The sequence below is a fragment of the Caenibacillus caldisaponilyticus genome (genome assembly GCF_002003465.1).
GTDB lineage: Bacteria > Bacillota > Bacilli > Bacillales > Sporolactobacillaceae > Caenibacillus > Caenibacillus caldisaponilyticus.
In genome coordinates this window covers 24,576-45,506 of record NZ_BDDQ01000003.1, presented here as the reverse complement: position 1 = coordinate 45,506, position 20,931 = coordinate 24,576, and the positions used below count along the sequence as shown (strand labels likewise).

Sequence of the window (20,931 nt, the reverse complement as noted above, 5' to 3'; positions counted from 1 at the left end):
AGATGTCCGGCCAAAACAGAGGGAGAAAAAATGAACGCTCAAACGCGTGCAACAGGAAGCAAAAAAGTCGCCTACAGCTCCGGCCATTTTGCGATCCAGCTCATGAGCCAGGCCTTTGCGACGTATATCGTCTTCTACTATGCCGACGTGTTGAACGTCCCGCCGGCATGGCTCAGCTTCGCCATGGTCCTTCACGGCATGGTGAACGCGCTTTGGAATCCCATATTCGGCTATCTGTCCGACCACACCCAAAGCCGCTGGGGCCGGCGCACGCCTTACATCGCCATCGGTTTTGCGCCGCTTGCGGCCAGCTTTGCCCTATTGTGGTGCCCCTTTGTGCCAAGCCATCTCATATTCGGCTATTTTCTCGTCGCCGTCTTGATTTACGATACGTTGTTCGTGCTCGTCGTTCTCAACTGGACGGCGCTCTATCCGGAAATGTATCCCGATTTGAAAACGCGGACCGAAGTTTCTTCATGGCGGCAAATGTTCGGCCTCGTCGGCATGATCGTCGGCGTCGCCTTGCCGCCGCTGATTTACGGAAGCGTCGGCTGGCCAGCGATGGGGATCCTCTTCGGAGTACTGGTCGGCCTCGTCTTTGCCTTCACCCTCACCGGAATACGGGAAAACCCGCGCATGCCGAATCGTCCGATCCCTTTGGTTCAAGCGCTGCGCGATGCATTGGTGAACCGCTCGTTCATTTGGTACGTGGCGGGCAGTTTTTTCGCCCAATTGACGTTTGCGCTCCTGCCGGCGGCGCTGCCGTTTTTCTCAAAATATGTCTTGCACATCTCCGACGCCGAACATTCCGCCATGCTCGGCGCGATCTTTTTGACGGCCATCCCGTGCGTTTATCTGTGGGGAAAAGCGGCCCGGCGCTTCGGACCGAGGAAAACGGCGCTCGCCGCGACCGGCCTTCTCCTCATCGCCCTCTTGCCGTTCGCCGCGATCCGTACGTTCGCTTTCGGCATCGTCACGTCGGCCGGTGTCGGCGTCGGATTGGCAGGCCTCATCGTCCTGTTGGACGTCATGCTCGCCGAGATCATCGATGAAGATGAAAAGCGCACCGGCCTGCGCCGTGAAGGCCTGTATTTCGGCGTCAACGGCTTCATCGTCCGCTGGAGCGTCTCGCTTCAAGCCGTCATCATGGGATGGATGCTGGCGTCCACGGGCTATTCGGCGAGACAGACCGTCCAGCCGGAGGCGGCGCTATGGGGCTTCCGGCTATTGCTGTCCGCCGTGCCGATCGCCTTTTTGCTGCTGTCTCTCTTATGCTTTTATTTATATCCCATCGGAAAAACGCCGTCTTCAACAACAAACAGCCAAAACGCCTCATAAGCAGGATTACCCAGAAAGAAGTGGTTGCGGAGTTTTCAAGCAGGTCGATAAGGGCGCTTTCATTCGAGGAAAAGTCGGATCAGACCGGAAAAGCGTTTAAAAAAAAGATTGACCCTGACATCACGTCACCTTTCATTCTAACAAGAGAAAAGAGAGGAGCGAACCTTGAATAGGACTTGAATCAACGGCGTTCTTATCAAGACCGGCAACCGACGGGCAAAAAGACACCGGACGAAACCTCGGAAAAATCCATGAGGGGCTCGGCGTAAAACCGAAGGCCATAAAAAAATACGGCGAGGCACGCCGGCGTTCCTCCCGTCCGGCCGATCGCCGCCTTTCTTGGCGCATTTTTTATTTGACCAACCCGTTCCGATGCGCGTAAATGGCCGCCTGGGTCCGATCCTCGACTTCGAGCTTCGCGAGGATGTTCGTGACGTGGGCCTTGACGGTTTTCAGTGCGATGCAAAGCCGATCGGCGATCTCCTGATTCGACAAGCCTTCGGCAATCAAGTTCAATACTTCCCGTTCCCTGTCCGTCAATTGTTCATGGGGAAGGGGCGCCTGTTTCTTCCGCATACGGGACAACACCTTGCCGGTGACGGCCGCTTCCAGAACCGGTTCGCCTTTGGCCGCACGGCGGATCGCCTCGGCAATTTCAGCGGCTTTGGACGTTTTGAGCAAGTAGCTGAGCGCCCCCGCTTCGATCGCCGGATAAACTTTATCATCATCGACGAAGCTCGTGAGCACGATGATCTTCGGATCGTCCAGCGCCTGGCAGATGCGGCGCGTCGCTTCGATGCCGTCCATGCCGTCCATCACCAAGTCCATGAGGATCACATCCGGGCGCGTCTCGAGCGCAAGGCGTACGCCTTCTTCCCCGTTGCTCGCTTCCCCCACGACTTCAATGTCCTTCTGGGTGGACAAATAAGCGGACAGCCCCAAGCGCACCATTTCATGATCGTCGACCAACAACACTCTAATCATGCGGCTCCTTTGCCTCCTTTATCACCGGAACTTTGACGTCGATTTCCGTGCCTTTGCCGGGCATCGAAAAGATTTCCACCACCCCGCCGATTTCGCTCACGCGTTCGCGGATCGATTTCAACCCGTAGGACGACGCCTTTTGGGCTTTGACATCAAAACCGATGCCGTCATCCGTAATTTTCAAATGGATTTGCTTCTCCGAGCGAATGAGGCGGACGTTCAAGGTTTTCGCCTTCGAATGGCGAAGCACGTTGGACAACCCTTCCTGCACGATGCGGAAGAGATGGTCTTCGACCCCTTTCGGCATCCCGGCCACATCATCGATTTTCCATTTAATATTGATAGGCTGCTTCGCTTGGAATTCGGCCAACAATTCCTCGACGCCTTGTTTCAGCCCTTTCCCGTCAAGGCGGGCCGGGCGCAAATGCAAAAGAAGCGCGCGCATTTCATTTTGAGCGTGCCCGGCCATCTCTTCGATGATCGCGAGTTGCTTCGGCGTCGCCTCCGGATCGACGCGATGGGTTTCCCGAACGGCGGAAGACAACATGGAAATGGCAAAGAGCTGCTGGCTGACGGCATCGTGCAATTCCCGCGCCAACCGCTGCCGCTCCTCGGCGATGGCGGCGTGCTTCAACTCTTCGTTCCATTTGGCTTTCTCCGACGACAATTTCTGCAAAGAGGCGACCTGGTTCTCGATATGTTCGGCCATGGCATTCAGGTGAAGCGCCGCTTGTCCGATTTCGTCATCGCCGAGATCCGGGACGCGGTACGCGTAATTCCCTCTTTCAAACCTCAAGATGGCGGCGACGAGCTCCTCGAGCCGTTTTTTCAAAGATTTGCCGAAAACGTAGCCAAAGGCGGCTCCGACGGCCAAAACGACCACAAGGAGGAAAGCCCCGCTCGGAATGCCCCATACGCGATGGAACAACAAGCGCCCGAGCTCTACGTTTTCCATGTAACCCGCAACGACGAGAGCGACGGCCGCGGCCAGAACCGCCGCTCCGACGGTATATTGAATGACGCGCCATTGAACGTTGACCAATTTCCTTCGCTTCATCATAAAAACCTCACATTAATGTCGCCGATAAAAAGCGATACTATGATTTTCACCCGGCGCGTAGACAACTTATAATCCTTGGTCGCTACGGAAAGATGGCGCTGAACGCCGGCCGCCCGCCGATCGAGAATATCCAATTCGCCGACCGTGACCGTCGCGTTGACGGACACGTCCAAATCATACGGAATGTAAATGTCGACGTCCCCAAACCAGCCGTTGATCACGAGCACGGTTTCCCCTTCGGGAATGATCGCTTTGGACAGGTCGATCTTCACATCCCCGATGCCGTGCCAAATATTCATGTCCTCGAGCACAAAGCGATGATGCATGAGATGAAGATCGCCGATAAACGAACGCTGGAAGAGCGGGCCGCCGGCCGTGACCGGCTCCGGGTCCGGATGAATATGCTTCTTGATCCGTTCGATTTCGGCGTCGATCCAATCGCTTCCCCCGTCCCGGCCGCGCCTTTTGCGGCGATCCCGTTGAAAAGCAGGGCCATCCGATTCATCGCGTCTTTTCAACATCCGATAACCAAAATACAAAAATAGGATGGCGACCAGTACGGTACCCAGATTGATATGAAAAACTGTGTTAAAGAAAGCGACGATGCCGAGAGCCAGCAGGATGATGCCGATCAGCCGCCGCTTCTTCTTCAAAAAGACAATGCCGAGAACGATGAAAATGAGCGGACCGATGAGCATGGCTCCGATTCCGATGAGGGTCAACAAGACGATGAAGCCGATCAAAATCAAAATCGCGCCGATCAAGCTGTTCATTGAAGACACGATGTCCCTCCTTTCAACGGGATCGCTATCACGCTGTCTCTATTTTACTATTTGCACCGGGAAAGCAAAACGTAGCCGGCAGACTGCCGCCGCGATCACTCCTGCGCGCAATCGGCCACATGGGCTATCCCTTTAACACAGGGCTTTTCCTCATTCCGGCAAGCTTTCAAGAGAGCGCTTTGCCGCTGTCCGACGCCCGGGATCCGGCGGCCGAAACAATCGTTTCACGACCGGGCTTTCGTATCGCTGACGGCGGACGCCCTCCTTCACTCCCGGATTTTCCCATCATGGCTTCCGCGTAAAATAAGCGGCGGTGACACCCGCCGCTTTTGTCAGGCTCTTTCCTCCGCGCTATCGGTGTCTTCCGGTTTGTTTTCACGAAGAGCCTTCTGTTTCCGCATATGTTCTATTTCTTTTTCGATCTCGTCATTCCACTCCAGTTTCGCCAATTTGGCGTCCGCACAACGTGCGCCGTAAAACGCCGCGACGTTGGCGCGAATTTCCATTTCCCGGATGCGGTCTTCCATCCTTTCGAATTCCCTGAGCGCTGACTCTCCGTTATATCGGTGCAGGGAGGCTTGAATCCGCTCCTTGGTCATGGCGGCATTCGCCCGCGCTATCAGCGAAAACTTGCGATCGCGAAGGGCTTCATATTTGTCCTGCAACCGGCGGAGATCCTTTTCCAACTCGGCCGCTTGATGGCTCGCTTTATCGGCCAAGTCCTTGTAATACTCGGCCCGTTCTTCATAATATTTTCGTTCGCCGATCGCCTTTCTGGCGAGATCCTCTTCGCCAGCATCAAAGGCAACTGCGCTTGACGCGACCGTTTTTCCGCCATGTCTGCCGCATGGCGTCCTTGGCGCATAAAGCTTTCCGCCAGCGTTTTATGCTTGACGACCGAGGCCTTCGCCCGGTCGATCTCCGCTTCCATGTCCCGCAAGTACTGGTTGATCATAACCACCGGATTTTCAATTTTGTCCAAACCTTCGTGAATGGTCGCAACGAGGATGTCGCGCATGCGTTTCAATACCATCACCGGTACCTCCTTAATTATGAGTTAATCCTTCATGAACCGTTGCCATTCTCTATCAAAATCATCATCGATACGCGAGCGGAGAACCCCACCTTCGTGAACCGCTTCCCGTTTTCCTCCGGTGAGAAGCCTGAATCCGAAATAGACGATCATCAAGGCGAACAAGGCCTGAAAAATCAAGCCGGGGATGCCGACGATCAGGAGTAAACCGAAGGCCAGAACGGCGCTGCCGAACCATTTTTGCCCATTGGCGATTTTCTTTATGCCGTATATCACGAGGCAGAGGGCGACCGCCAGTTTGACCAGACCGCCGAGATGAATCCCGAAAATGTTCAGCATGACCGTCGCGCCGACGACCACGAAAACCAATCCGATCATCGTTTTGCCGGTGACGCTCATCAGGCCACCTCCTTTCCTTTGCTGTCTTAAGCATAAAAAAAAAGCCCGGCCGGCCGAAACGAGCCGCGGCTTTATTTTTGAATAAGACTTAAGTCCAACCGGACGTCGGGCTTTCAGACGTCACGGACATGGGATCGGGAAGCCCTGGATGCGTTTCACGGCGGGTATTTCGCAACCGCCATCCGGAAATGCGAAAGCCCGCATCGCTCCTCCGGCACCCCACCGCTTTTACGAGAAGAGCACTCCAAAAAAGCAGCCCTATTTTCAACGGACGCTCCTGTTTAACGCCAACACTCCTTTAGTTTTTGGCAAAATATTGCGGCCATTGCCGCTTTTGATACAATAGAAAATGAGAAAGTTTGTTCGCCGGCACTGTTCCTTTTCGGAAAACAAGGAGGATGGGCATGGACTATGAAGTAATAAAAGAACACCGGAGCAATTATCCGAATCCGATCACTCTATCAAAGGGACAATCCGTCATCTTGGGAAAAAAATACGATGGCCCCGAGGATTGGGACAACTGGGTTTATTGTTCCACCATCGATGGCTCACAGGAAGGCTGGGTCCCGGAACAAATCATCCAAGCAAAAAAAGGTGTAGGCGTGGTATTGGATGATTATACGGCTAAAGAGTTAAATGTCGAGGTAGGGGAAACCGTGGTTGGGATAAGAGTCCTTAACGGCTGGATCTGGTGTGAAAAAGCGAACGGCAAAGAAAGCGGTTGGGTGCCGAAAGACCACTTAAAACCTTTACGATAACCCTTCTGCGATTAAATCGGACATTTCATAACAAACCCATTTAAAAAACCATCATTGGCGCAAATCCGGCCGATCCTTTATACGCGGCCGGCGCATGCATGTATGCAAGATAGGTGGCCTCCTTATCGCTGATTTGTTGAACGGCATGCCATCATCAACGCGTTTATACAGGACCGCCAAGCGCGAAAACTCTTTCACCTTGCTTTTTATACCGCCCGATTTATAATAGTTTCGGCGGAATTCGTTCTTTAAGAGATTTTCATAAATCAGGAGCTTGAGAACGGTGAAGTGTGTGACCTTCAACCCGCTGAGAACGATTGGCATTCCTCACGCGCTTTACATCAAACCGGAACATATGCACCGGCATATGGAGGCCATCATGCAGGCGGACTGGGTGTTGTTCCCGGAATATTGGCAAGTGAACGCCCTCCATTATGCTTTGAAAAAACGGATTTTTCCGAGCGTGGCAAGCTTCCATCTGGGGCACGACAAAATCGAAATGACCCGGGCGTTGGAAGCGCTCTGTCCGGAGCACGTTCCGTACACGGAGATTTTGGCCAGCACGCCGGCCAACGTCGAACGCGTGCTCGAAACGTTTACGTTCCCGTTTGTCGCCAAAACGGTCCGAAGTTCCATGGGCCGCGGCGTCTATCTGATCGAAAACGAAAGCCAATTCCGCCACTATGCCGACACGCACGAAATTCTATATGTCCAGGAAAAACTCGACATTGACCGCGACGTCCGCATCGCCGTCGTCGGCCGCAAGGCGATCGGCGCCTATTGGCGCATTGCCGGACGCGACGGATTTTTAAACAACGTCGCCCAAGGCGGGCGCATCGCCTTTGACCCGGTGCCGCGCGCCGTCATCGATCTCGTGGAAAACGTCGCCCGCGCCCTCGATATCAATCACGCGGGCTTTGATGTGGCGATCGAAAACGGCTGGCCTTATTTCCTTGAATTTAACGTGCTGTTCGGCCATGACGGTTTTCAAAAAATGGGCGTCTCGGTGGAACAACACATCCTCGAATATTTGACGAACGAACACCATACGACGACCCCGCCGTTTACACCGGTTTCGTTCGGCGGGAAAAAAACGTCGTGACGACTTCGAAGGGCCGATGGGCTACCATCGGTCCTTTTTTGCCGACGCCTGTACGCCTGCCGAGAGCGGTGCGCAAACCGTTTGGATTTCGCTTCGCCGATGTCGACCGCACCAACGGCCATTTGCCGCCAAAAATCGAAAAAGTTGTCACCCGGGTGGGCATCATCAATAATAAAAGAAGAAACGTCGCCAAGCGTCATCGATTTCTGAACGCGAATCATAGCCTTCCATGTCGGAGGAGGATTTCCAATGATCGGATTTATCGGATTGGGCATCATGGGCAGCCGGATGGCCGGCCGCCTGCTGGCGCACGGCCATGCGCTGATCGTGCACAACCGTTCGCAAGAAAAAGCCGAGCCGCTTTTAAATCAGGGCGCCCGCTGGGCGGCTTCGCCGAAAGAAGTGGCAGAACACGCCGACATCGTTTTTACGATGCTCGCGAATCCGAAAGCCGTCGAAACGGTCGCGATCGGCGAGAACGGCTTTTTGGATCATCTGGCCGAAGGCAGCCTTTGGGTCGATATGAGCACGGTTGATCCGTCCTTCAGCCGTCGAATGGCCCAAGAGGCAGGCAAACGGAAAGTCCGCTTTCTCGATGCGCCGGTCGCCGGATCTAAAATCCCTGCGGAAAAAGGCGAACTCGTCTTTCACGTCGGCGGGAAGGCGGAAGATCTAGAGGAAGTCCGCCCGCTGCTCGAATGCATGGGCCGTGCGGTTCATCATCAAGGAGAGGTCGGCAGCGGCACGGCGATGAAAATCGTCATCAACTTGATGCTCGCCCAGTCGATGGCCGCCTTTGCCGAAGCGGTCACGCTCGGCGAAGCGCTCGGATTCGACAAAGCGCACGTCGTCGATACATTGCTCGGCGGAGCGACCGCGGCACCGTTTCTCCGCGGCAAACGCGACAAAATCGTCAATGGCGATTTCGAGCCGGAATTTCCGCTCGAACACATGCAAAAAGATTTGCAGCTCGTCGCCCAAACCGCTTTTGAGCAAAACGTGGCGCTTCCCTTAGCCAATGCCGGCAAAGAGCTCTACGCCTTAGCCAAGCAAAAAGGTTACCGCGGACAAGACTTTTCAGCGATCTACCAATTTTTAAAAGACCGGTAAACGCGGCCAGGTAACGGGCGTCGCCTATTCCAAAACCGGGAAAGCAAGCGGACAGGGCCATGCGCCCCTATCTTCACCTGCGGCGCTTTAAGAGGCGTTGCATCAGCTCCCGCTTTGACTGAAGCATCACCGCTTTCATGGCGGCGCGCCGTCCGGCCACTTTCCACCAAATTCCGAATGACCGCTTGCGCGCTTTAAAGGCGCCGCGCCCGTGCAAGCCGTTATATCTGTCGTTTGTGTCCCTTACGTCGCTTTTTCTTTGCTTTTTCTCACCGGATCGCGCTATGATGAAACTAATACATATTGCGGAGGTGTTCGAAATGGCTCACGTCACTTTTGGCGGCAAACCCGTCACGTTGCTCGGCAATGAGGTCAAAGTAGGCGATAAAGCGCCGAACTTCACGGTGCTCGATAACGCGCTCAATGAAAAAACGCTCGATGATTTCAAAGGGGTGCGGATTATCGCCTCCGTCCCTTCGCTGGATACCGGGGTCTGCGACGCGGAAACGCGCCGCTTCAACGAAGAAGCGGCGCGCTTGGACGGAGTATCCGTGCTGACCGTCAGCGTTGATCTGCCGTTTGCCCAAAAGCGTTGGTGCGGAGCGGCCGGACTTGAGAACGCGATCACGTTGTCGGATCACCGCGACTTATCTTTCGGCAAAGCCTACGGTGTCGTCATCGAGGGTTTGCGCCTGCTCGCCCGCGCCGTTTTCGTCGTGGACAGCAACAACAACGTCACCTACGTGGAATACGTGAAAGAAGTCACCGAACATCCGAATTACGAGGCCGCCCTCGAAGCCGCGAAACGCGCGAAATAACGTCTTTATTCAAGGCAGCCGATTAAAAAGCCGCCCGGCGGTTCCCTGTCCCTGTCCGCGGCGGCGAACAAAAAACAAGCCCGATAAAAGCCAAAAGAAAGGCTTTTATCGGGCTGATCATTTTGGCGCATCCTTTACGTCGATGCGACCCGCTAGCGGGGGACATCCTAAGTCATCCCCAGAGCGTCCACAAACGCTCTGCTTTTACATTAAGCCGGCTTTTTTTGTACAAGCGAACCGATCGCCAACAGGACGCTCGCCACGATAAAGACATAAGGACCGGTCGACGATAAATTGACGCTCGTGCCGAACAGGCTGACCGATGCAGACGAGATATAAAAAATGCCGGCGATGACGCCGATGACAGCTAAGATGAGACCGGCGATTTTATTGATCGGTTTGTGCCTGATGAGCTGTATGACGGGATAAATAAAAATAATGAGAAAAATGAAGGCGCCGGAAGTAAACCCATTCTGCGAGATTAATATCGCGTCCGTCCATTTAAAGAACATGGAGATGAACCCGGCGATCACCGCAATCAAGATCGTGATTTGCCCGCCGTTCCACTGATTCTGCATCACCATTTCCCCCCTTTTTCTCTCTGTACGCGGCCGTTTTTTTTAAAAACGACCTTTTTCATTCTACCATCGCGAAAATATCGTGACAACACAATTTTTTAAATTTTGGCATTCAACATGAAGGCGTCTTCGTTCTTCAACAAGGTTTAACTCGCACACAATAAGAAGGATACAAGCGTCGAGAGAAACATAGACTGCCTTTTCTCCATCCGATTCACGGAAGACACGCCGCCTGATTTAAAACAACCTTTTGTTCGATATTATGAACAATCATATTTCAATCCAAGATTCATAGGCTTTATTGAACCTGATATATAAATGATTCGGTTGATCGCAAAGTTCGATATAATGCAACATTATTATTTTATTGCCGACATTTCCCACTATTTCCTATATAATTATTATATGAAAAATAACAAAGTGGGATTTGAGAATAGGGGGGGATCCTCCATGTGGTCGGTCACAGCGGACGCGCTGGTCAATATCCTGTTTATTCTATTCCCGCTGCTTTTATATCTCATCTTTATCAATAATAAAGACGACATTGAAAACGGCAAAATCACGTCCAAATTTTTTATCGCCCTCCTCCTATCCCTTATATTGACTTTAAGTCTGCGAACGACTTATACGTATAGCTATTCAAACGACTTAATGATCATCCCCGTGATCATTAGCTTCGTGTACATAGGGGTATGGCCCGGCATGGTAATGAGCGCGGTCGTGGCGTTCGACGCGTTGCTCTTTGACCGGCCCGAATTCATTGCGACCGCGGTATTCTACGGCATCAGCGCCGGCATTCTTTCATGGTTGGCGAGATTTTACAAGCAATATTCGATAAAATGGAAAATCACGGCGCTCAGCCTGTTTTACGGCGCCGTCGGAACGGCCAAATTTTTATATTTGCTTCATAAAGCATCGGGGAAAAATCTGACTTTCAGCGCCTTTAATTTGTTCTTGACATGGGTGACGTTAATCGCGGCGGTCTTCTTTCTGGAATTCATCATTAAACAGCTGGAAATGAAAAGCGAATGGGCCAACACCGAAAAGACCAATATCGTTAGCCAACTGGCCGCTTCCGTTGCGCACGAAATCCGCAATCCCATGACGACCGTGCGGGGGTTTCTTCAGCTCCTGAGCAACAGCGACCATTTGACGGAAAAGGACAAATCCTTTGTTCAGCTGTCCATCGGCGAATTGGACCGCGCCCAAAATATCATCAACGAATTTTTGGCCCTATCCAAACCGCAAAAGCGAACGTTTTCCACCATTGATTTGACCAAGGTCATCCAAGATGCCGTCAACATCATCTCTTCTTACGCGACTTTAAAAAACATCGAAATCGTCTCGGTGATCGAACCGTCGCTCACGATGATGGGCGACAAATACGAACTGCAGCAAGCGCTGCTCAACATCATGAAAAACGGCATCGAAGCGATGGAAGGCAAAAACACGTTGGAGATCTACGCCTTTAACAAAAACCAACACATTCAGATCGTCGTTAAAGATCATGGCTGCGGCATGCCTCCGGAACGCATCAAACAGCTCGGCACGCCCTATTATTCGACAAAGGAAAAGGGAACCGGCCTCGGCCTCACAGTCAGTTTTGAAATCATCCGGAAAATGCACGGCAAGGTCGATATCAAAAGCAGGGTGAACCATGGCACGACCTTCACGTTGACCTTTCCCCGCTTTTATCTGGAATAACCGTTTATCCGCCGCTTTTTCCGAACCCTCTCCCCTCATCCGCACCAAGCGCGTTCCAACATATGGCATGAGCAGGCGGAAGGCGCGCTTGCGGAACACACATACATAAATTATAGATTTTAAAGGGTTGTGATCATTTGGATCGGATCATCGAAATATTGACCAAAAAGTACGGGCGCATGCGCCCTTTGTCCGGCGGCTTCACCCATGCCGCTTACCGCCTCGAAGGACCGCCTCCCCTCGTGGCGAAAGTGGCGAGCCGTTCCAAACACGATATCGACAATGAAGTCAAAGCGATCACCTTTCTACAAGAAGCGACGTACACCCCTAAATCGGTCGATTCGCTATCGGCGGATGGCTTCTCCGCCATCGTCACGACGTTTATTGAAGGCGTCAATGGTCAAGCGATTTTGGATACCGGCGACATCGAGCGCTCCGAGGCGTTGTTCCGACGGATGGGCGTCCGCCTCGCCAAGGACATTCATGTGCGGCGCTACGATGGTGAGGCTCGTGGTCTCCGTATCGCCCGCCCGGAGGCTTATCCGTTTTATGCGCCCTTCCTCCCCGAATGGGCGGTCGAAGCGAGCCGTTCGTTTCTTGCCCGCATCGACACGGCCCAAAAGGATTGGGTGTTCACCCATGGGGATTTCGGCGCGCACAATGTGCTCGACCAAAACGACGGCGGACTGGCGGTTATCGATTGGGAATGGGCCGAATGGTTTCACCCGCTCGCGGACGTCGCTTGGACGTGCTGGAATACCAAACTCCATTATCCGCAAATCGCCGATCGTTTGAATCGCGCCTTCCTCGCCGCTTACCAATCGGTGCGTCCGATCAACGCCACGTCCGACTTGATCAAAACTTACAGCCTTTATAAAATATGGACCGTTTTGGATAAGATTCGGGACGCGGATGCCGACGTCCAGGAAAAATGGGTACAGCGGTTGATCTGGACGTTAACCGAGGCGAACTTTTAAATTTCAAGGTACGGGCGCATCCGCGGCCTGACCGACAAAAAAAGCTCCGCCCAACAAGGACGAAGCCATGACGCGATCCGGCCTTTAAAAGCTGGATCGCTTTCATTGTCCATTATTCATCCACCACGGTATACAATTCCGGCGGGACGTTCTTTAAGAAAGGGGTCGGTTCTCCCAAGGAGAACAAATGCAGCTCGTGCATCGCGCGCGTGCAGACGGTATAAAACACATGGCGCTCCGATTCTTTCCGATACTGCTCTTTGGACGCGTTGTACACCAAAACGGCGTCGAATTCGATACCTTTGGCCAAATAAGACGGAATGACGACGATGCCTTTCTTGAACGTATACGTTTCTTTATCCAATAGTTGAACGGGCAGCCGGTCTTTTAACCGGAAATAGATGGCCGCGCTTTCCGCCATCGTTTTTCCGATCACCGCGATCGTCTGATGGCCGGCTGCCTGGAGTTGTTGAATTCTGGCGACAACCTTTTCATCCAAAGCGGCTTCATCTTCCATAACGCAAAGCGTCGGCTTTTCTCCGTCGCGGTTAAACGGGATGATCCGCTCGCCCCCGGGGATCAGCGGCTTGGTGAATTCGACGATCGGGCGGGTCGACCGGTAGCTGCGCAACAACGTGATCTTCTCGATGCCTTTTTCCGGATCTCCGTCTTCCGCCAGAACCGAAGGGGCCGTCAACGCGTAGGCGTAAATCGCCTGATTGATATCCCCGAGCAACGTCATCTTGCTGTTCGGGAACAATGCCTTTAAATAAGCGAGCTGAAACGGCGTATAGTCTTGGGCTTCATCGATGAAGACGTGGCGGATATCCCGATTGGCGATGCGCCCCATCAGGTGGTCGCGAAGATACAAAAACGGCGTCACGTCTTCCCACAACCAATTGTCCTTTTCCAATTGTTCGATCGTAAAGCGGCTGATCTCTTCCCACTGATCGGGCAAAGAACCGTCCTCACGGGCGAATTCCGGCGCCAATCTAAAGAGCTGCGCATACGTGGCCTGGACGTCGATAAAGGCCAAGCGCTTAATTCGCTTGCGAATCGGCTTGAATCGTTTTTTTACGATCAGCCGGCCCAAATAATTGCGCATGACATCGAAGTCGTTGGAAGATTGGCCGGAGATGCGCCCTTTTTTATACAGTTTCTCATAAGCTTTCCGGTAGACCTTGTCGTCCAAAACCTCGACGATATCCTCCACCCACGGTTCCCGCGCTTCCCGGCGCTCCAAGTCCGTGAGCTCCTTGAGCAGCCGTTCGGCGACTTTTTCCATGCGGTAAGGAATCGTCAGCGTGCGCTCGGTTTCATAAAAATAACGCTGAATTTGTTCAGGCGTAAAAAGCGTCCGGCCGCGAAATGTGATCGGTTTAAAAATCAAGTTTTGCTTTTCCAGATACCGGACATAGCGATCGATCAACGCTTTGAATTCGAGCGATGCTTTGTAACGAATCGCCGCCAGCCGCCTCGTGTCGTCGCCATCTCCAGCGGCCAAATAATATTCCAATTGCTCGAAGGGATCTTCGAAGGTGAACGACCCGCCCAAACGATCTTCGACGAACTCCTTGTAAGTGGTCTGTTTCATGTTTTCTTCGCCCAGTTCCGGAAGCACCGTCGACACATAGCTGTTGAAAAGCGGATTGGGCGAAAAAAGCAGCATGTTTTCCGAACTCAACGTTTTGCGGTGGGCATAAAGAAGATACGCGACCCGCTGCAACGCGGCTGACGTTTTGCCGCTTCCCGCCGCTCCCTGGACGAGCAGCATCTTGCTTTTTTCATTGCGGATGATGCGGTTTTGCTCTTTTTGAATCGTGGCGACGATGCTTTTCATCTGCGTGTCGGCGTGGCGGCCGAGCACCGCTTGCAGCAAATGGTCGCCGATCGTGACGCCGGTGTCGAACATGCCTTCGATTTTTCCTTTTTTAATGATAAACTGGCGCTTCAAGGTCATCTCACCGCTCACCGTGCCGTCCATCGTCTCATACTGCGCCGGACCCGGGGAATAATCGTAATAAAGGCTTGAAATCGGTGCGCGCCAGTCGTAAATGAGAAATTCTTCTTCGCCCTCATCCATAAGGGTGGCGATCCCGATATAAATCGGCACCGGTTCGCCTGAGCCGTCTTCCTTAAAGTCAATCCGGCCGAAATATGGGGAGTCTTTCAGGCGTTCCAACGTCTTCAGCTGACGGTTGATATGTTCGTGCGTTCTTTCCCGCTCGGACAACAGCTCTGCTCGCTGATGAATGCTCGCCTGCGTTTCGATGATTTCGTCGGGTTCATCGATGTTGACCGTCACATCTTCCCAGAAATTTTTGCGCAAAGCGATGATCCCTTGCTTTAATTCGTCGGCCCGTGCGCCAAGTCTCCGTTGCTTTTCTTCTATGACGTCGACGACATGGTCGACGCGCGCTTGCTCGGCGTGCCATTCTTTGTCTTCCTGGCTCATGCCACCACTCCCCCAAAAAAATTAATGTTCATGCATTGACATTCTGATCGGCTTGTAGTATAATTATCATGAGTTTTTATATTTAATATTTCACCTCGGTTGAAGGCCACTTCCCATCATATCACCTTTTCCGGACGGATTCAAGGCAAAGCGGCTTTTTTCGCCGTTTCTTTTCCATTGTTTTTCACCGGAACCCCTCAAACGGAATTTCCCCAGCATCGGAACTTACAGCCATCGGCAAAACCAGGAATAGGATGATCCGGTTTCGATCCCGATCACCTGATAACTACATCTTTTCGTTGATCTAAACCCGGCTTCAATGGCTTTACGCTTTTTATCACTGACCATACATTGGGTTCTTGCCTATTAAACGAATTCCATTGGACGAACATTGGCTAAATCGATTTTCTTTTCATGTCATCCCGCTTGAACATGAGTTAGGCGATTATCGGCGGAATCGGGATCTTTGTTTCTCCGCTTTCTCACTTAAAAATTCACAACATTTTTCCTCATTTTTGTCGTACCATTATAGCATGGCATCGATGGTGATGGACCGCCTTTACTATACAAAAAAAGATGTCTTTCACCCCCATGGAAACACCGAAATATCCAGGAGGAGATCCATGCCGCTGTTTACGATTCATGAAATCCCTGAAGCATTTCTCGACGAAGTTGGAACGATCCGTACTCTCTGCTTTCCGACACAAGGACACACATCCGATGTCGCCGTCATCAAAGCCGCGCGTGGAACCTTTGTCATCAAACGAGCGAAGGGAGAACGGTTTAGCGTGTGGCTGGCGAGAGAAGCCAAGGTACTAAAGGCTTTATCCGCTTCGTCATTGCCGATCCCCGCCGTTTACCGTTTTCAAGAAAACAAGCATCGAAACGAAGTATGGGCGTTGTTTGAATATATCGAAGGAGAACCGCTGCGACAAGCATTAGAGAAAGAAACGAACGAGGATAAAAGACAGCAAATGATTTTTCGCTTTGTAGAGATGCTAGCGAAAATCCACGCCACACCATGCCCGCGCGAACTCATGGGGCGCAAACCGTGGCTGGATGAAATGCTGGACAAAGCGGCGGATTATCTCGCACATGGTGACGTGGACGGTACAAGGGAGCTGTTGGACATCCTAAAGAAAAAGCGGCCAACGCCTTGCCCTTCCACCCTTATTCACGGGGATTTTACGATTGACAACATTCTGGTGCGCGATGAAAATATCGTCGGCGTCATCGATTGGAGCAACGGCGCTTTCGGAGATCCAAGGTACGATGCGGCATTGGCCATCCGACCGAAGCGCAACGCGTTTCAACATGAATCGGACGTCCTCACGTTTTTTAAAGGGTATGGGCAAAAGCCCATCACAAAAGAGGAATATACGTACTTCGCAAACGGATTGTACGAGTTTTTCTAATGGAAAAAGCCAATGAACCTTCATTTTTGATAATCGATTGGTCTCCGATGCCGCAATCGTATGGCCGATCCATGGCACAACAAGTTCCGAATCTATGCGAAGAAGGTATGGTTCGCTTCCGGCGCGTCACGCTGTGACCAAATAAGAATGATGGGGATAAACGGCAGGATTGGCGGCAAAAATGGTCGCCGCGGTCACGCGCTCATCTTTCTAAACTTTTAATAAATTTTACAAATGTTTAATCATCTCTTAACCCTTCTCCTTTATAGTGGGGATGAACAAACTTCCCCATAAAAGGAGAGTGGAAAACTTGAAGTTCGGCAAATGGCGGTTGGCGGGAGTCGCTTTGGGTCTCGTTTTCACGGCGCTTGGTGCGGTCGCTTTCCCTTTCTCCGGAGCCGGCGCCAAAGATGAATCGCCCCTTTCACACAGAAAGGCGAAAAACGTCATTCTCCTTATCGGCGACGGCATGGGAGCGGCGCACCGCGAGGCGATACGCTTGGCCACTCAAGGGCTCAACGGGACAACGGCCATGGACAGTTTACCTTACAGCGGGCTCGTTCACACTCATTCCGATGATCCCAACGGCTTTATCACCGATTCGGCAGCCGCGGCGACGGCGATGGCGACGGGCGTCAAAACCTACAACGGCGCGATCGGAGTGGACGCGAACGGAAAACCTGTGGAAACGGTTTTGGAAGCCGCCAAAAAAGCCGGAAAATCGACCGGCCTGGTCACGACGAGCCAAGTGACCGACGCGACACCCGCCGCTTTCGCCGCACATGTCAAAGACCGCTCCGAACAAAGTGAAATCGCGCGTCAATTCATCGAAAACAGCCGCGTGGACGTCATATTGGGCGGCGGCGAAGACTATTGGTACCCAAGCGGCGATCCCGGAAAATTCCCGGACAACCCGGCGGAAGATCCTTCTGAAGCCAGCAAAGGCACCAAGGGAAACCTCGTCGCACAAGCCAAGCAGCTCGGCTATACCTATGTCAGCAACGAAAAGGAACTGAATGCGGCCAAGGGAAACAAGCTTCTCGGGCTGTTTGCCAACGAAGAAATGTTCCAACAACGCCCTGAAGGCGAAGGGGATCTTTACAACCCGCGCGTGTCGCTTCCGGACATGACGAAAAAAGCGATCGACACTTTGTCCAAGAACAAAAAAGGCTTCTTTCTCGTTGTGGAAGAAGAAGCGATCGACGAAATGAGCCACGAAAATAACGCGGCCTTAATGATTCAGTCGGGGCAAGCCTTCGACCGCGCCGTGGCGGTCGCCAAATCCTATGCCCAACGCCACCCCGACACATTGGTCATCGCGACCGCCGATCACGACTGCGGTGGCCTGGCGATCGAAGCCGCGGACAATAGCGACGAATCCGGCGACGGGAAGACCATTTCATCAGAAGACGGTCCCTTTCCCATTGCCCACACCGATAAAAAGTTCTATCTCGACTGGACGACGACCGGGCACACCGGCGTTGATGTCCCTTTAACCGCGATGGGGCCGGGAGCCGCTCAACTGATCGGCGTTTATGAAAACACCTACATCCACGACGCCATTTGGAAGGCGCTCGGTCTGCACAAATCCCATCGCTAAAAAGGGCCGGTCATCTCTCAGGCAACGGAAAGACCTTGGGCAGCCGCCGGCCGGTTATATAGAAAAACAACGCGACTTCAACCTTTTTCCGCATCGTTGGCGGGCTTTTTTATGAGAAAATATTGACTATTCTACAACACATGATAAAATGAGATTCCACGATTTCCGTTAGCGATTTTCAACCGAATTTTTTGTCCCTTAACCCCGCGTCTTTGACGATTGACCCCTTACATCATGCGTTCCAAGGTTTTGCCTTCAACCCTATCGATAAGAAAGGATGCTGTTTATGGGTTTCGTCATCAATTACGCGCACCGCGGTGCGTCTGGCCACTGCCCGGAAAACACGCTGGCCGCCTTCGCCAAGGCCATCGACCTGGGCGCGACCGGTATCGAAACCGATGTCCACATGACCAAGGACGGCCGGCTCGTCCTCATCCACGATGCGTCGCTCAAACGGACGACCGGCATCAACGCCTACGTCAAGGACCTCACTTTGGACGAACTGAAAGCGGCGGACGCCGGCTCTTGGTTCCACAAGGATTATAAAGGCGAAACCGTTCCGACGCTGGAAGAGCTGCTCGACTTCGTCAGAACCAAGGACGTGATGCTGAACCTGGAGCTCAAAAGCGGCATCGTCCAATATCCGGGCCTTGAAGAAAAAACGGTGGAAACCGTACGCCGATACAAAATGGACGACCGAGTCATCATTTCAAGTTTTAATCATTATTCTTTAGTAAAGGTGAAACAAATCGCACCGAAAATGAAAACCGGCATCCTGTACTCGGAAGGCCTCTACGAACCGTGGGTTTACGCCCGGCGCCTCGGTGCGTCGGCATTGCACGCGGCGCATTACGCCGTCCTTCCGGAGTTCGTCCAGGCGGCCCGAGCGGTCGACATCGACTATACCCCATTCACCGTCAACGACGCCGGGGTGATGGCCCGGCTCCTCGCGGCGGGCGTCGCCGGCATCATCACCGATTACCCCGACCGACTCGCCGCATTACTCTCTTTAAAAGGGTCGTGAAACGGATGAAAAAAGTGTGGCTCCTCGGCTTCGGCTTTTTCAGCATCAGCCTGACTTGGGCACTCTACAACGCCTTTGTCCCGCTGTTTCTCGATGACTACTTAAAAAGCACGGCCGCCATCGGCTTTTTGATGACCGTCGACAATTACTTCGCTTTGTTCATCCAGCCTTGGATCGGCAATTTGAGCGACCGCACCGACACCCCTTTCGGCAAACGCATGCCGTACTTGTTGATCGGCATGCCGCTTTCCGCCGTCTTCTTTTCCCTCATCCCTTTTCGCACGAGCTTGGCCACTTTGATCCTTTTCATGGTATTGATGAACCTGTCCATGAGCTTGTACCGCTCTCCGACGGTCGCCCTGATGCCGGACATCACGCACGAAGCGCGGCGCTCGCAAGCGAACGGCATCATCAATTTTATGGGCGGGATCGGATCGGTGCTCGCTTTTGGCGTCGGATCTTTTCTCTACAAGATTGGGCCGCCCGTCCCTTTTATTACCGCCTCCCTGGCCACGATCCTGTCGCTTGTGATCGTCGCCTCGGTCATCAAGGAAAAGCGCGACGCCATCGCGTACCCGCCCGCCGGTGCGTCGGCTCCCGTCCGCTTCAGAGGCGAACTCGACCGGACGACCGTTTGCCTCCTGGGCGCCATCTTTTTTTGGTTCGTCGCTTACCAAGGCATCGAAGCGCTGTTCACTTTATACGGCACCCACTATTTGGGCATGAGCGACAGCGCCGCGTCGTTCTCCTTGCTGTTCTTTTCGGGATCGTTCCTCCTTTTTACCTTGCCGAGCGGCTGGCTCGGCGCCCGTTTCGGAAAAAAACCGGTCATCACGGCCGGCGTCATCGGACTCGGGGCTTGTTTTGCAATAATGATATTCATCGATGCGACGGTCTGGCTCCGCTTATTTTTAGTGCTCGGCGGTCTGTTCTGGGCGTGCATCAATATCAACTCTTATCCCTTCGTCGTCTCGATTGGACGCGCGGAAAGCATCGGCACGCGCACGGGACTGTATTATCTCGTGTCAGCCGTTGCCGCCATCCTTTCCCCGCCCCTGCTTGGCCAGTTCGTCGATTGGTTCGGGTATTCCGTTTTGTTCATTTACACGTCGCTCGGCATGTTGGCCGCGTTGGTCTTTATCCTGCTTGTGCCGAACCGCGGGCTCGCCGCCGGAACGCCGCCGACCCTGTCCGAAGAAAAAAGGGGAGCCTAGGGAACTGGTGCCCACGTTCTGACTTTCAACGCGTCCGAACCGAGAGAACCAAGGAACGCGCAAATCCCTTGAATCCTGAGATCCGTTCACTCGGCGTCCATATATAAAAAAAACGGACAAACGCGCCGGCCGATCTGCCGTCGGTTTGTCCGTGTGCCCTCTCGCTGATCCTAGGGCACGGCGCCTTTTTGATCGCTCATGCCACGCGGCGCCGGTTTATTTGTTTTCCAAGCGTTCGATGCGTTGTTCAAGCTTTTGAATCACGCGGTAGCTGTCGATGAGCCGTTTGATCAAGTTCAGCTCCGCCTGAGCCGTCATGACGTGGTCTTGCGCATGGATCAGGAGCAGATTGTTTCCTTCCGCGCCCGATTCGCCCGACGAACGGATCACTTCCGTCTGCGCTTTGTGCGCTTCGGAAAATTCCTTCTCCGCTTCTTTCAGATGTTGTTCGGCTTTTTCGAAATCGAATTCTTCTGCGGCATCCAAAGCTTCATAGGCCTCGCCGCGGGCGTTCCCGCCGTGCAAGATCAGCTGAAAAATGGTTTCTTCATTCATCGTGATCGCACCTTTCTATCTCTCG

At 53.0% G+C, this 20,931-nt stretch carries 18 protein-coding genes and 1 pseudogene; 11 read left to right on the top strand and 8 right to left on the bottom strand.

Annotation, left to right across the window (positions count from 1 at the left end; genetic code table 11):
- Positions 1–30: 30 nt before the first annotated feature.
- Positions 31–1,338 carry an MFS transporter gene (locus CCB157_RS01230; protein WP_077614112.1) on the top strand — a complete coding sequence of 436 codons (1,308 nt, stop codon included), beginning with the start codon at positions 31–33 and terminating at the stop codon, positions 1,336–1,338.
- Between the two features lie 351 nt (positions 1,339–1,689).
- On the opposite strand, the gene CCB157_RS01225 is transcribed toward CCB157_RS01230, so the two are convergent.
- The 5 genes and pseudogenes from CCB157_RS01225 to CCB157_RS01200 form a co-directional block, all read right to left on the bottom strand.
- The gene (locus CCB157_RS01225) at positions 1,690–2,322 is read right to left on the bottom strand and encodes a response regulator (RefSeq protein WP_077614111.1); all 633 of its coding nucleotides are present in this window, start codon (positions 2,320–2,322) and stop codon (positions 1,690–1,692) included.
- On the bottom strand, positions 2,315–3,379 hold the full coding sequence (locus CCB157_RS01220) for a HAMP domain-containing sensor histidine kinase (RefSeq protein WP_077614110.1): 1,065 nt from the start codon (positions 3,377–3,379) through the stop codon (positions 2,315–2,317). Before CCB157_RS01220 ends, CCB157_RS01225 begins: the two co-directional genes overlap by 8 nt.
- Positions 3,379–4,155 carry a cell wall-active antibiotics response protein LiaF gene (gene liaF, locus CCB157_RS01215; protein WP_077614109.1) on the bottom strand — a complete coding sequence of 259 codons (777 nt, stop codon included), beginning with the start codon at positions 4,153–4,155 and terminating at the stop codon, positions 3,379–3,381. The genes CCB157_RS01220 and liaF overlap by 1 nt, the downstream gene beginning before the upstream one ends.
- A 341-nt stretch (positions 4,156–4,496) precedes the next feature.
- Positions 4,497–5,182, bottom strand: a pseudogene (locus CCB157_RS01205) (PspA/IM30 family protein).
- 39 nt (positions 5,183–5,221) lie between these two features.
- Positions 5,222–5,596 carry a LiaF transmembrane domain-containing protein gene (locus CCB157_RS01200; protein ID WP_077614107.1) on the bottom strand — a complete coding sequence of 125 codons (375 nt, stop codon included), beginning with the start codon at positions 5,594–5,596 and terminating at the stop codon, positions 5,222–5,224.
- Positions 5,597–6,000: 404 nt separating this feature from the next.
- On the opposite strand from CCB157_RS01200, the gene CCB157_RS01195 reads away from it, so the two are divergent.
- The 4 genes from CCB157_RS01195 (at position 6,001) to tpx (ending at position 9,384) form a co-directional block, all read left to right on the top strand.
- Complete coding sequence (locus CCB157_RS01195) at positions 6,001–6,354, top strand: SH3 domain-containing protein (RefSeq protein ID WP_077614106.1); 354 nt, start codon at positions 6,001–6,003, stop codon at positions 6,352–6,354.
- Between the two features lie 283 nt (positions 6,355–6,637).
- Positions 6,638–7,456 (top strand): ATP-grasp domain-containing protein, encoded by an 819-nt coding sequence (locus CCB157_RS01190; protein ID WP_077614105.1) that lies wholly within the window; start codon positions 6,638–6,640, stop codon positions 7,454–7,456.
- A 249-nt stretch (positions 7,457–7,705) separates the two neighbouring features.
- Positions 7,706–8,566, top strand: coding sequence for an NAD(P)-dependent oxidoreductase (locus CCB157_RS01180; RefSeq protein WP_077614103.1), 861 nt, complete (start codon positions 7,706–7,708; stop codon positions 8,564–8,566).
- Positions 8,567–8,886: 320 nt separating this feature from the next.
- Positions 8,887–9,384 (top strand): thiol peroxidase, encoded by a 498-nt coding sequence (tpx, locus tag CCB157_RS01175; RefSeq protein ID WP_077614102.1) that lies wholly within the window; start codon positions 8,887–8,889, stop codon positions 9,382–9,384.
- A 209-nt stretch (positions 9,385–9,593) separates the two neighbouring features.
- Here the strand turns inward: tpx and CCB157_RS01170 are convergent, their stop codons facing one another.
- Positions 9,594–9,962: a hypothetical protein gene (locus tag CCB157_RS01170; protein ID WP_077614101.1), complete on the bottom strand. Its 369-nt coding sequence runs from the start codon at positions 9,960–9,962 to the stop codon at positions 9,594–9,596.
- Between the two features lie 450 nt (positions 9,963–10,412).
- On the opposite strand from CCB157_RS01170, the gene CCB157_RS01165 reads away from it, so the two are divergent.
- The gene (locus CCB157_RS01165) at positions 10,413–11,666 is read left to right on the top strand and encodes an ATP-binding protein (protein WP_158077160.1); all 1,254 of its coding nucleotides are present in this window, start codon (positions 10,413–10,415) and stop codon (positions 11,664–11,666) included.
- A 137-nt stretch (positions 11,667–11,803) separates the two neighbouring features.
- Positions 11,804–12,643 carry a phosphotransferase family protein gene (locus CCB157_RS01160; protein ID WP_077614099.1) on the top strand — a complete coding sequence of 280 codons (840 nt, stop codon included), beginning with the start codon at positions 11,804–11,806 and terminating at the stop codon, positions 12,641–12,643.
- A gap of 112 nt (positions 12,644–12,755) precedes the next feature.
- Here the strand turns inward: CCB157_RS01160 and helD are convergent, their stop codons facing one another.
- Complete coding sequence (helD, locus tag CCB157_RS01155) at positions 12,756–15,098, bottom strand: RNA polymerase recycling motor HelD (protein ID WP_077614098.1); 2,343 nt, start codon at positions 15,096–15,098, stop codon at positions 12,756–12,758.
- 623 nt (positions 15,099–15,721) lie between these two features.
- Between helD and CCB157_RS01150 the strand changes: the two genes are divergently transcribed.
- The 4 genes from CCB157_RS01150 to CCB157_RS01135 all read left to right on the top strand — a co-directional run bounded on the left by CCB157_RS01150 (position 15,722) and on the right by CCB157_RS01135 (position 20,351).
- Entirely contained in the window at positions 15,722–16,513 is a 792-nt protein-coding gene (locus CCB157_RS01150; protein ID WP_077614097.1) for a phosphotransferase family protein, read from the top strand.
- Positions 16,514–16,823: 310 nt separating this feature from the next.
- Positions 16,824–18,113: an alkaline phosphatase gene (locus CCB157_RS01145; protein ID WP_238594546.1), complete on the top strand. Its 1,290-nt coding sequence runs from the start codon at positions 16,824–16,826 to the stop codon at positions 18,111–18,113.
- A 286-nt stretch (positions 18,114–18,399) separates the two neighbouring features.
- Complete coding sequence (locus tag CCB157_RS01140) at positions 18,400–19,137, top strand: glycerophosphodiester phosphodiesterase (protein WP_077614095.1); 738 nt, start codon at positions 18,400–18,402, stop codon at positions 19,135–19,137.
- Positions 19,138–19,142: 5 nt separating this feature from the next.
- Positions 19,143–20,351: an SLC45 family MFS transporter gene (locus CCB157_RS01135; protein WP_077614094.1), complete on the top strand. Its 1,209-nt coding sequence runs from the start codon at positions 19,143–19,145 to the stop codon at positions 20,349–20,351.
- A gap of 216 nt (positions 20,352–20,567) precedes the next feature.
- On the opposite strand, the gene CCB157_RS01130 is transcribed toward CCB157_RS01135, so the two are convergent.
- Positions 20,568–20,906: a PTS lactose/cellobiose transporter subunit IIA gene (locus tag CCB157_RS01130; protein WP_077614093.1), complete on the bottom strand. Its 339-nt coding sequence runs from the start codon at positions 20,904–20,906 to the stop codon at positions 20,568–20,570.
- Positions 20,907–20,931 lie beyond the last annotated feature (25 nt).

What these genes read in the sequence shown, in the direction of transcription:
- liaF (WP_077614109.1), bottom strand. Translation starts at nt 4,155, where the DNA reads ATGAACAGCTTGATCGGCGCGATTTTGATTTTGATCGGCTTCATCGTC.
- CCB157_RS01200 (WP_077614107.1), bottom strand. Translation starts at nt 5,596, where the DNA reads ATGAGCGTCACCGGCAAAACGATGATCGGATTGGTTTTCGTGGTCGTC.
- CCB157_RS01140 (WP_077614095.1), top strand. Translation starts at nt 18,400, where the DNA reads ATGGGTTTCGTCATCAATTACGCGCACCGCGGTGCGTCTGGCCACTGC.
- CCB157_RS01130 (WP_077614093.1), bottom strand. Translation starts at nt 20,906, where the DNA reads ATGAATGAAGAAACCATTTTTCAGCTGATCTTGCACGGCGGGAACGCC.
- CCB157_RS01225 (WP_077614111.1), bottom strand. Translation starts at nt 2,322, where the DNA reads ATGATTAGAGTGTTGTTGGTCGACGATCATGAAATGGTGCGCTTGGGG.
- helD (WP_077614098.1), bottom strand. Translation starts at nt 15,098, where the DNA reads ATGAGCCAGGAAGACAAAGAATGGCACGCCGAGCAAGCGCGCGTCGAC.
- CCB157_RS01165 (WP_158077160.1), top strand. Translation starts at nt 10,413, where the DNA reads ATGTGGTCGGTCACAGCGGACGCGCTGGTCAATATCCTGTTTATTCTA.
- tpx (WP_077614102.1), top strand. Translation starts at nt 8,887, where the DNA reads ATGGCTCACGTCACTTTTGGCGGCAAACCCGTCACGTTGCTCGGCAAT.
- CCB157_RS01195 (WP_077614106.1), top strand. Translation starts at nt 6,001, where the DNA reads ATGGACTATGAAGTAATAAAAGAACACCGGAGCAATTATCCGAATCCG.
- CCB157_RS01135 (WP_077614094.1), top strand. Translation starts at nt 19,143, where the DNA reads ATGAAAAAAGTGTGGCTCCTCGGCTTCGGCTTTTTCAGCATCAGCCTG.
- CCB157_RS01230 (WP_077614112.1), top strand. Translation starts at nt 31, where the DNA reads ATGAACGCTCAAACGCGTGCAACAGGAAGCAAAAAAGTCGCCTACAGC.
- CCB157_RS01170 (WP_077614101.1), bottom strand. Translation starts at nt 9,962, where the DNA reads ATGCAGAATCAGTGGAACGGCGGGCAAATCACGATCTTGATTGCGGTG.
- CCB157_RS01220 (WP_077614110.1), bottom strand. Translation starts at nt 3,379, where the DNA reads ATGAAGCGAAGGAAATTGGTCAACGTTCAATGGCGCGTCATTCAATAT.
- CCB157_RS01180 (WP_077614103.1), top strand. Translation starts at nt 7,706, where the DNA reads ATGATCGGATTTATCGGATTGGGCATCATGGGCAGCCGGATGGCCGGC.
- CCB157_RS01150 (WP_077614097.1), top strand. Translation starts at nt 15,722, where the DNA reads ATGCCGCTGTTTACGATTCATGAAATCCCTGAAGCATTTCTCGACGAA.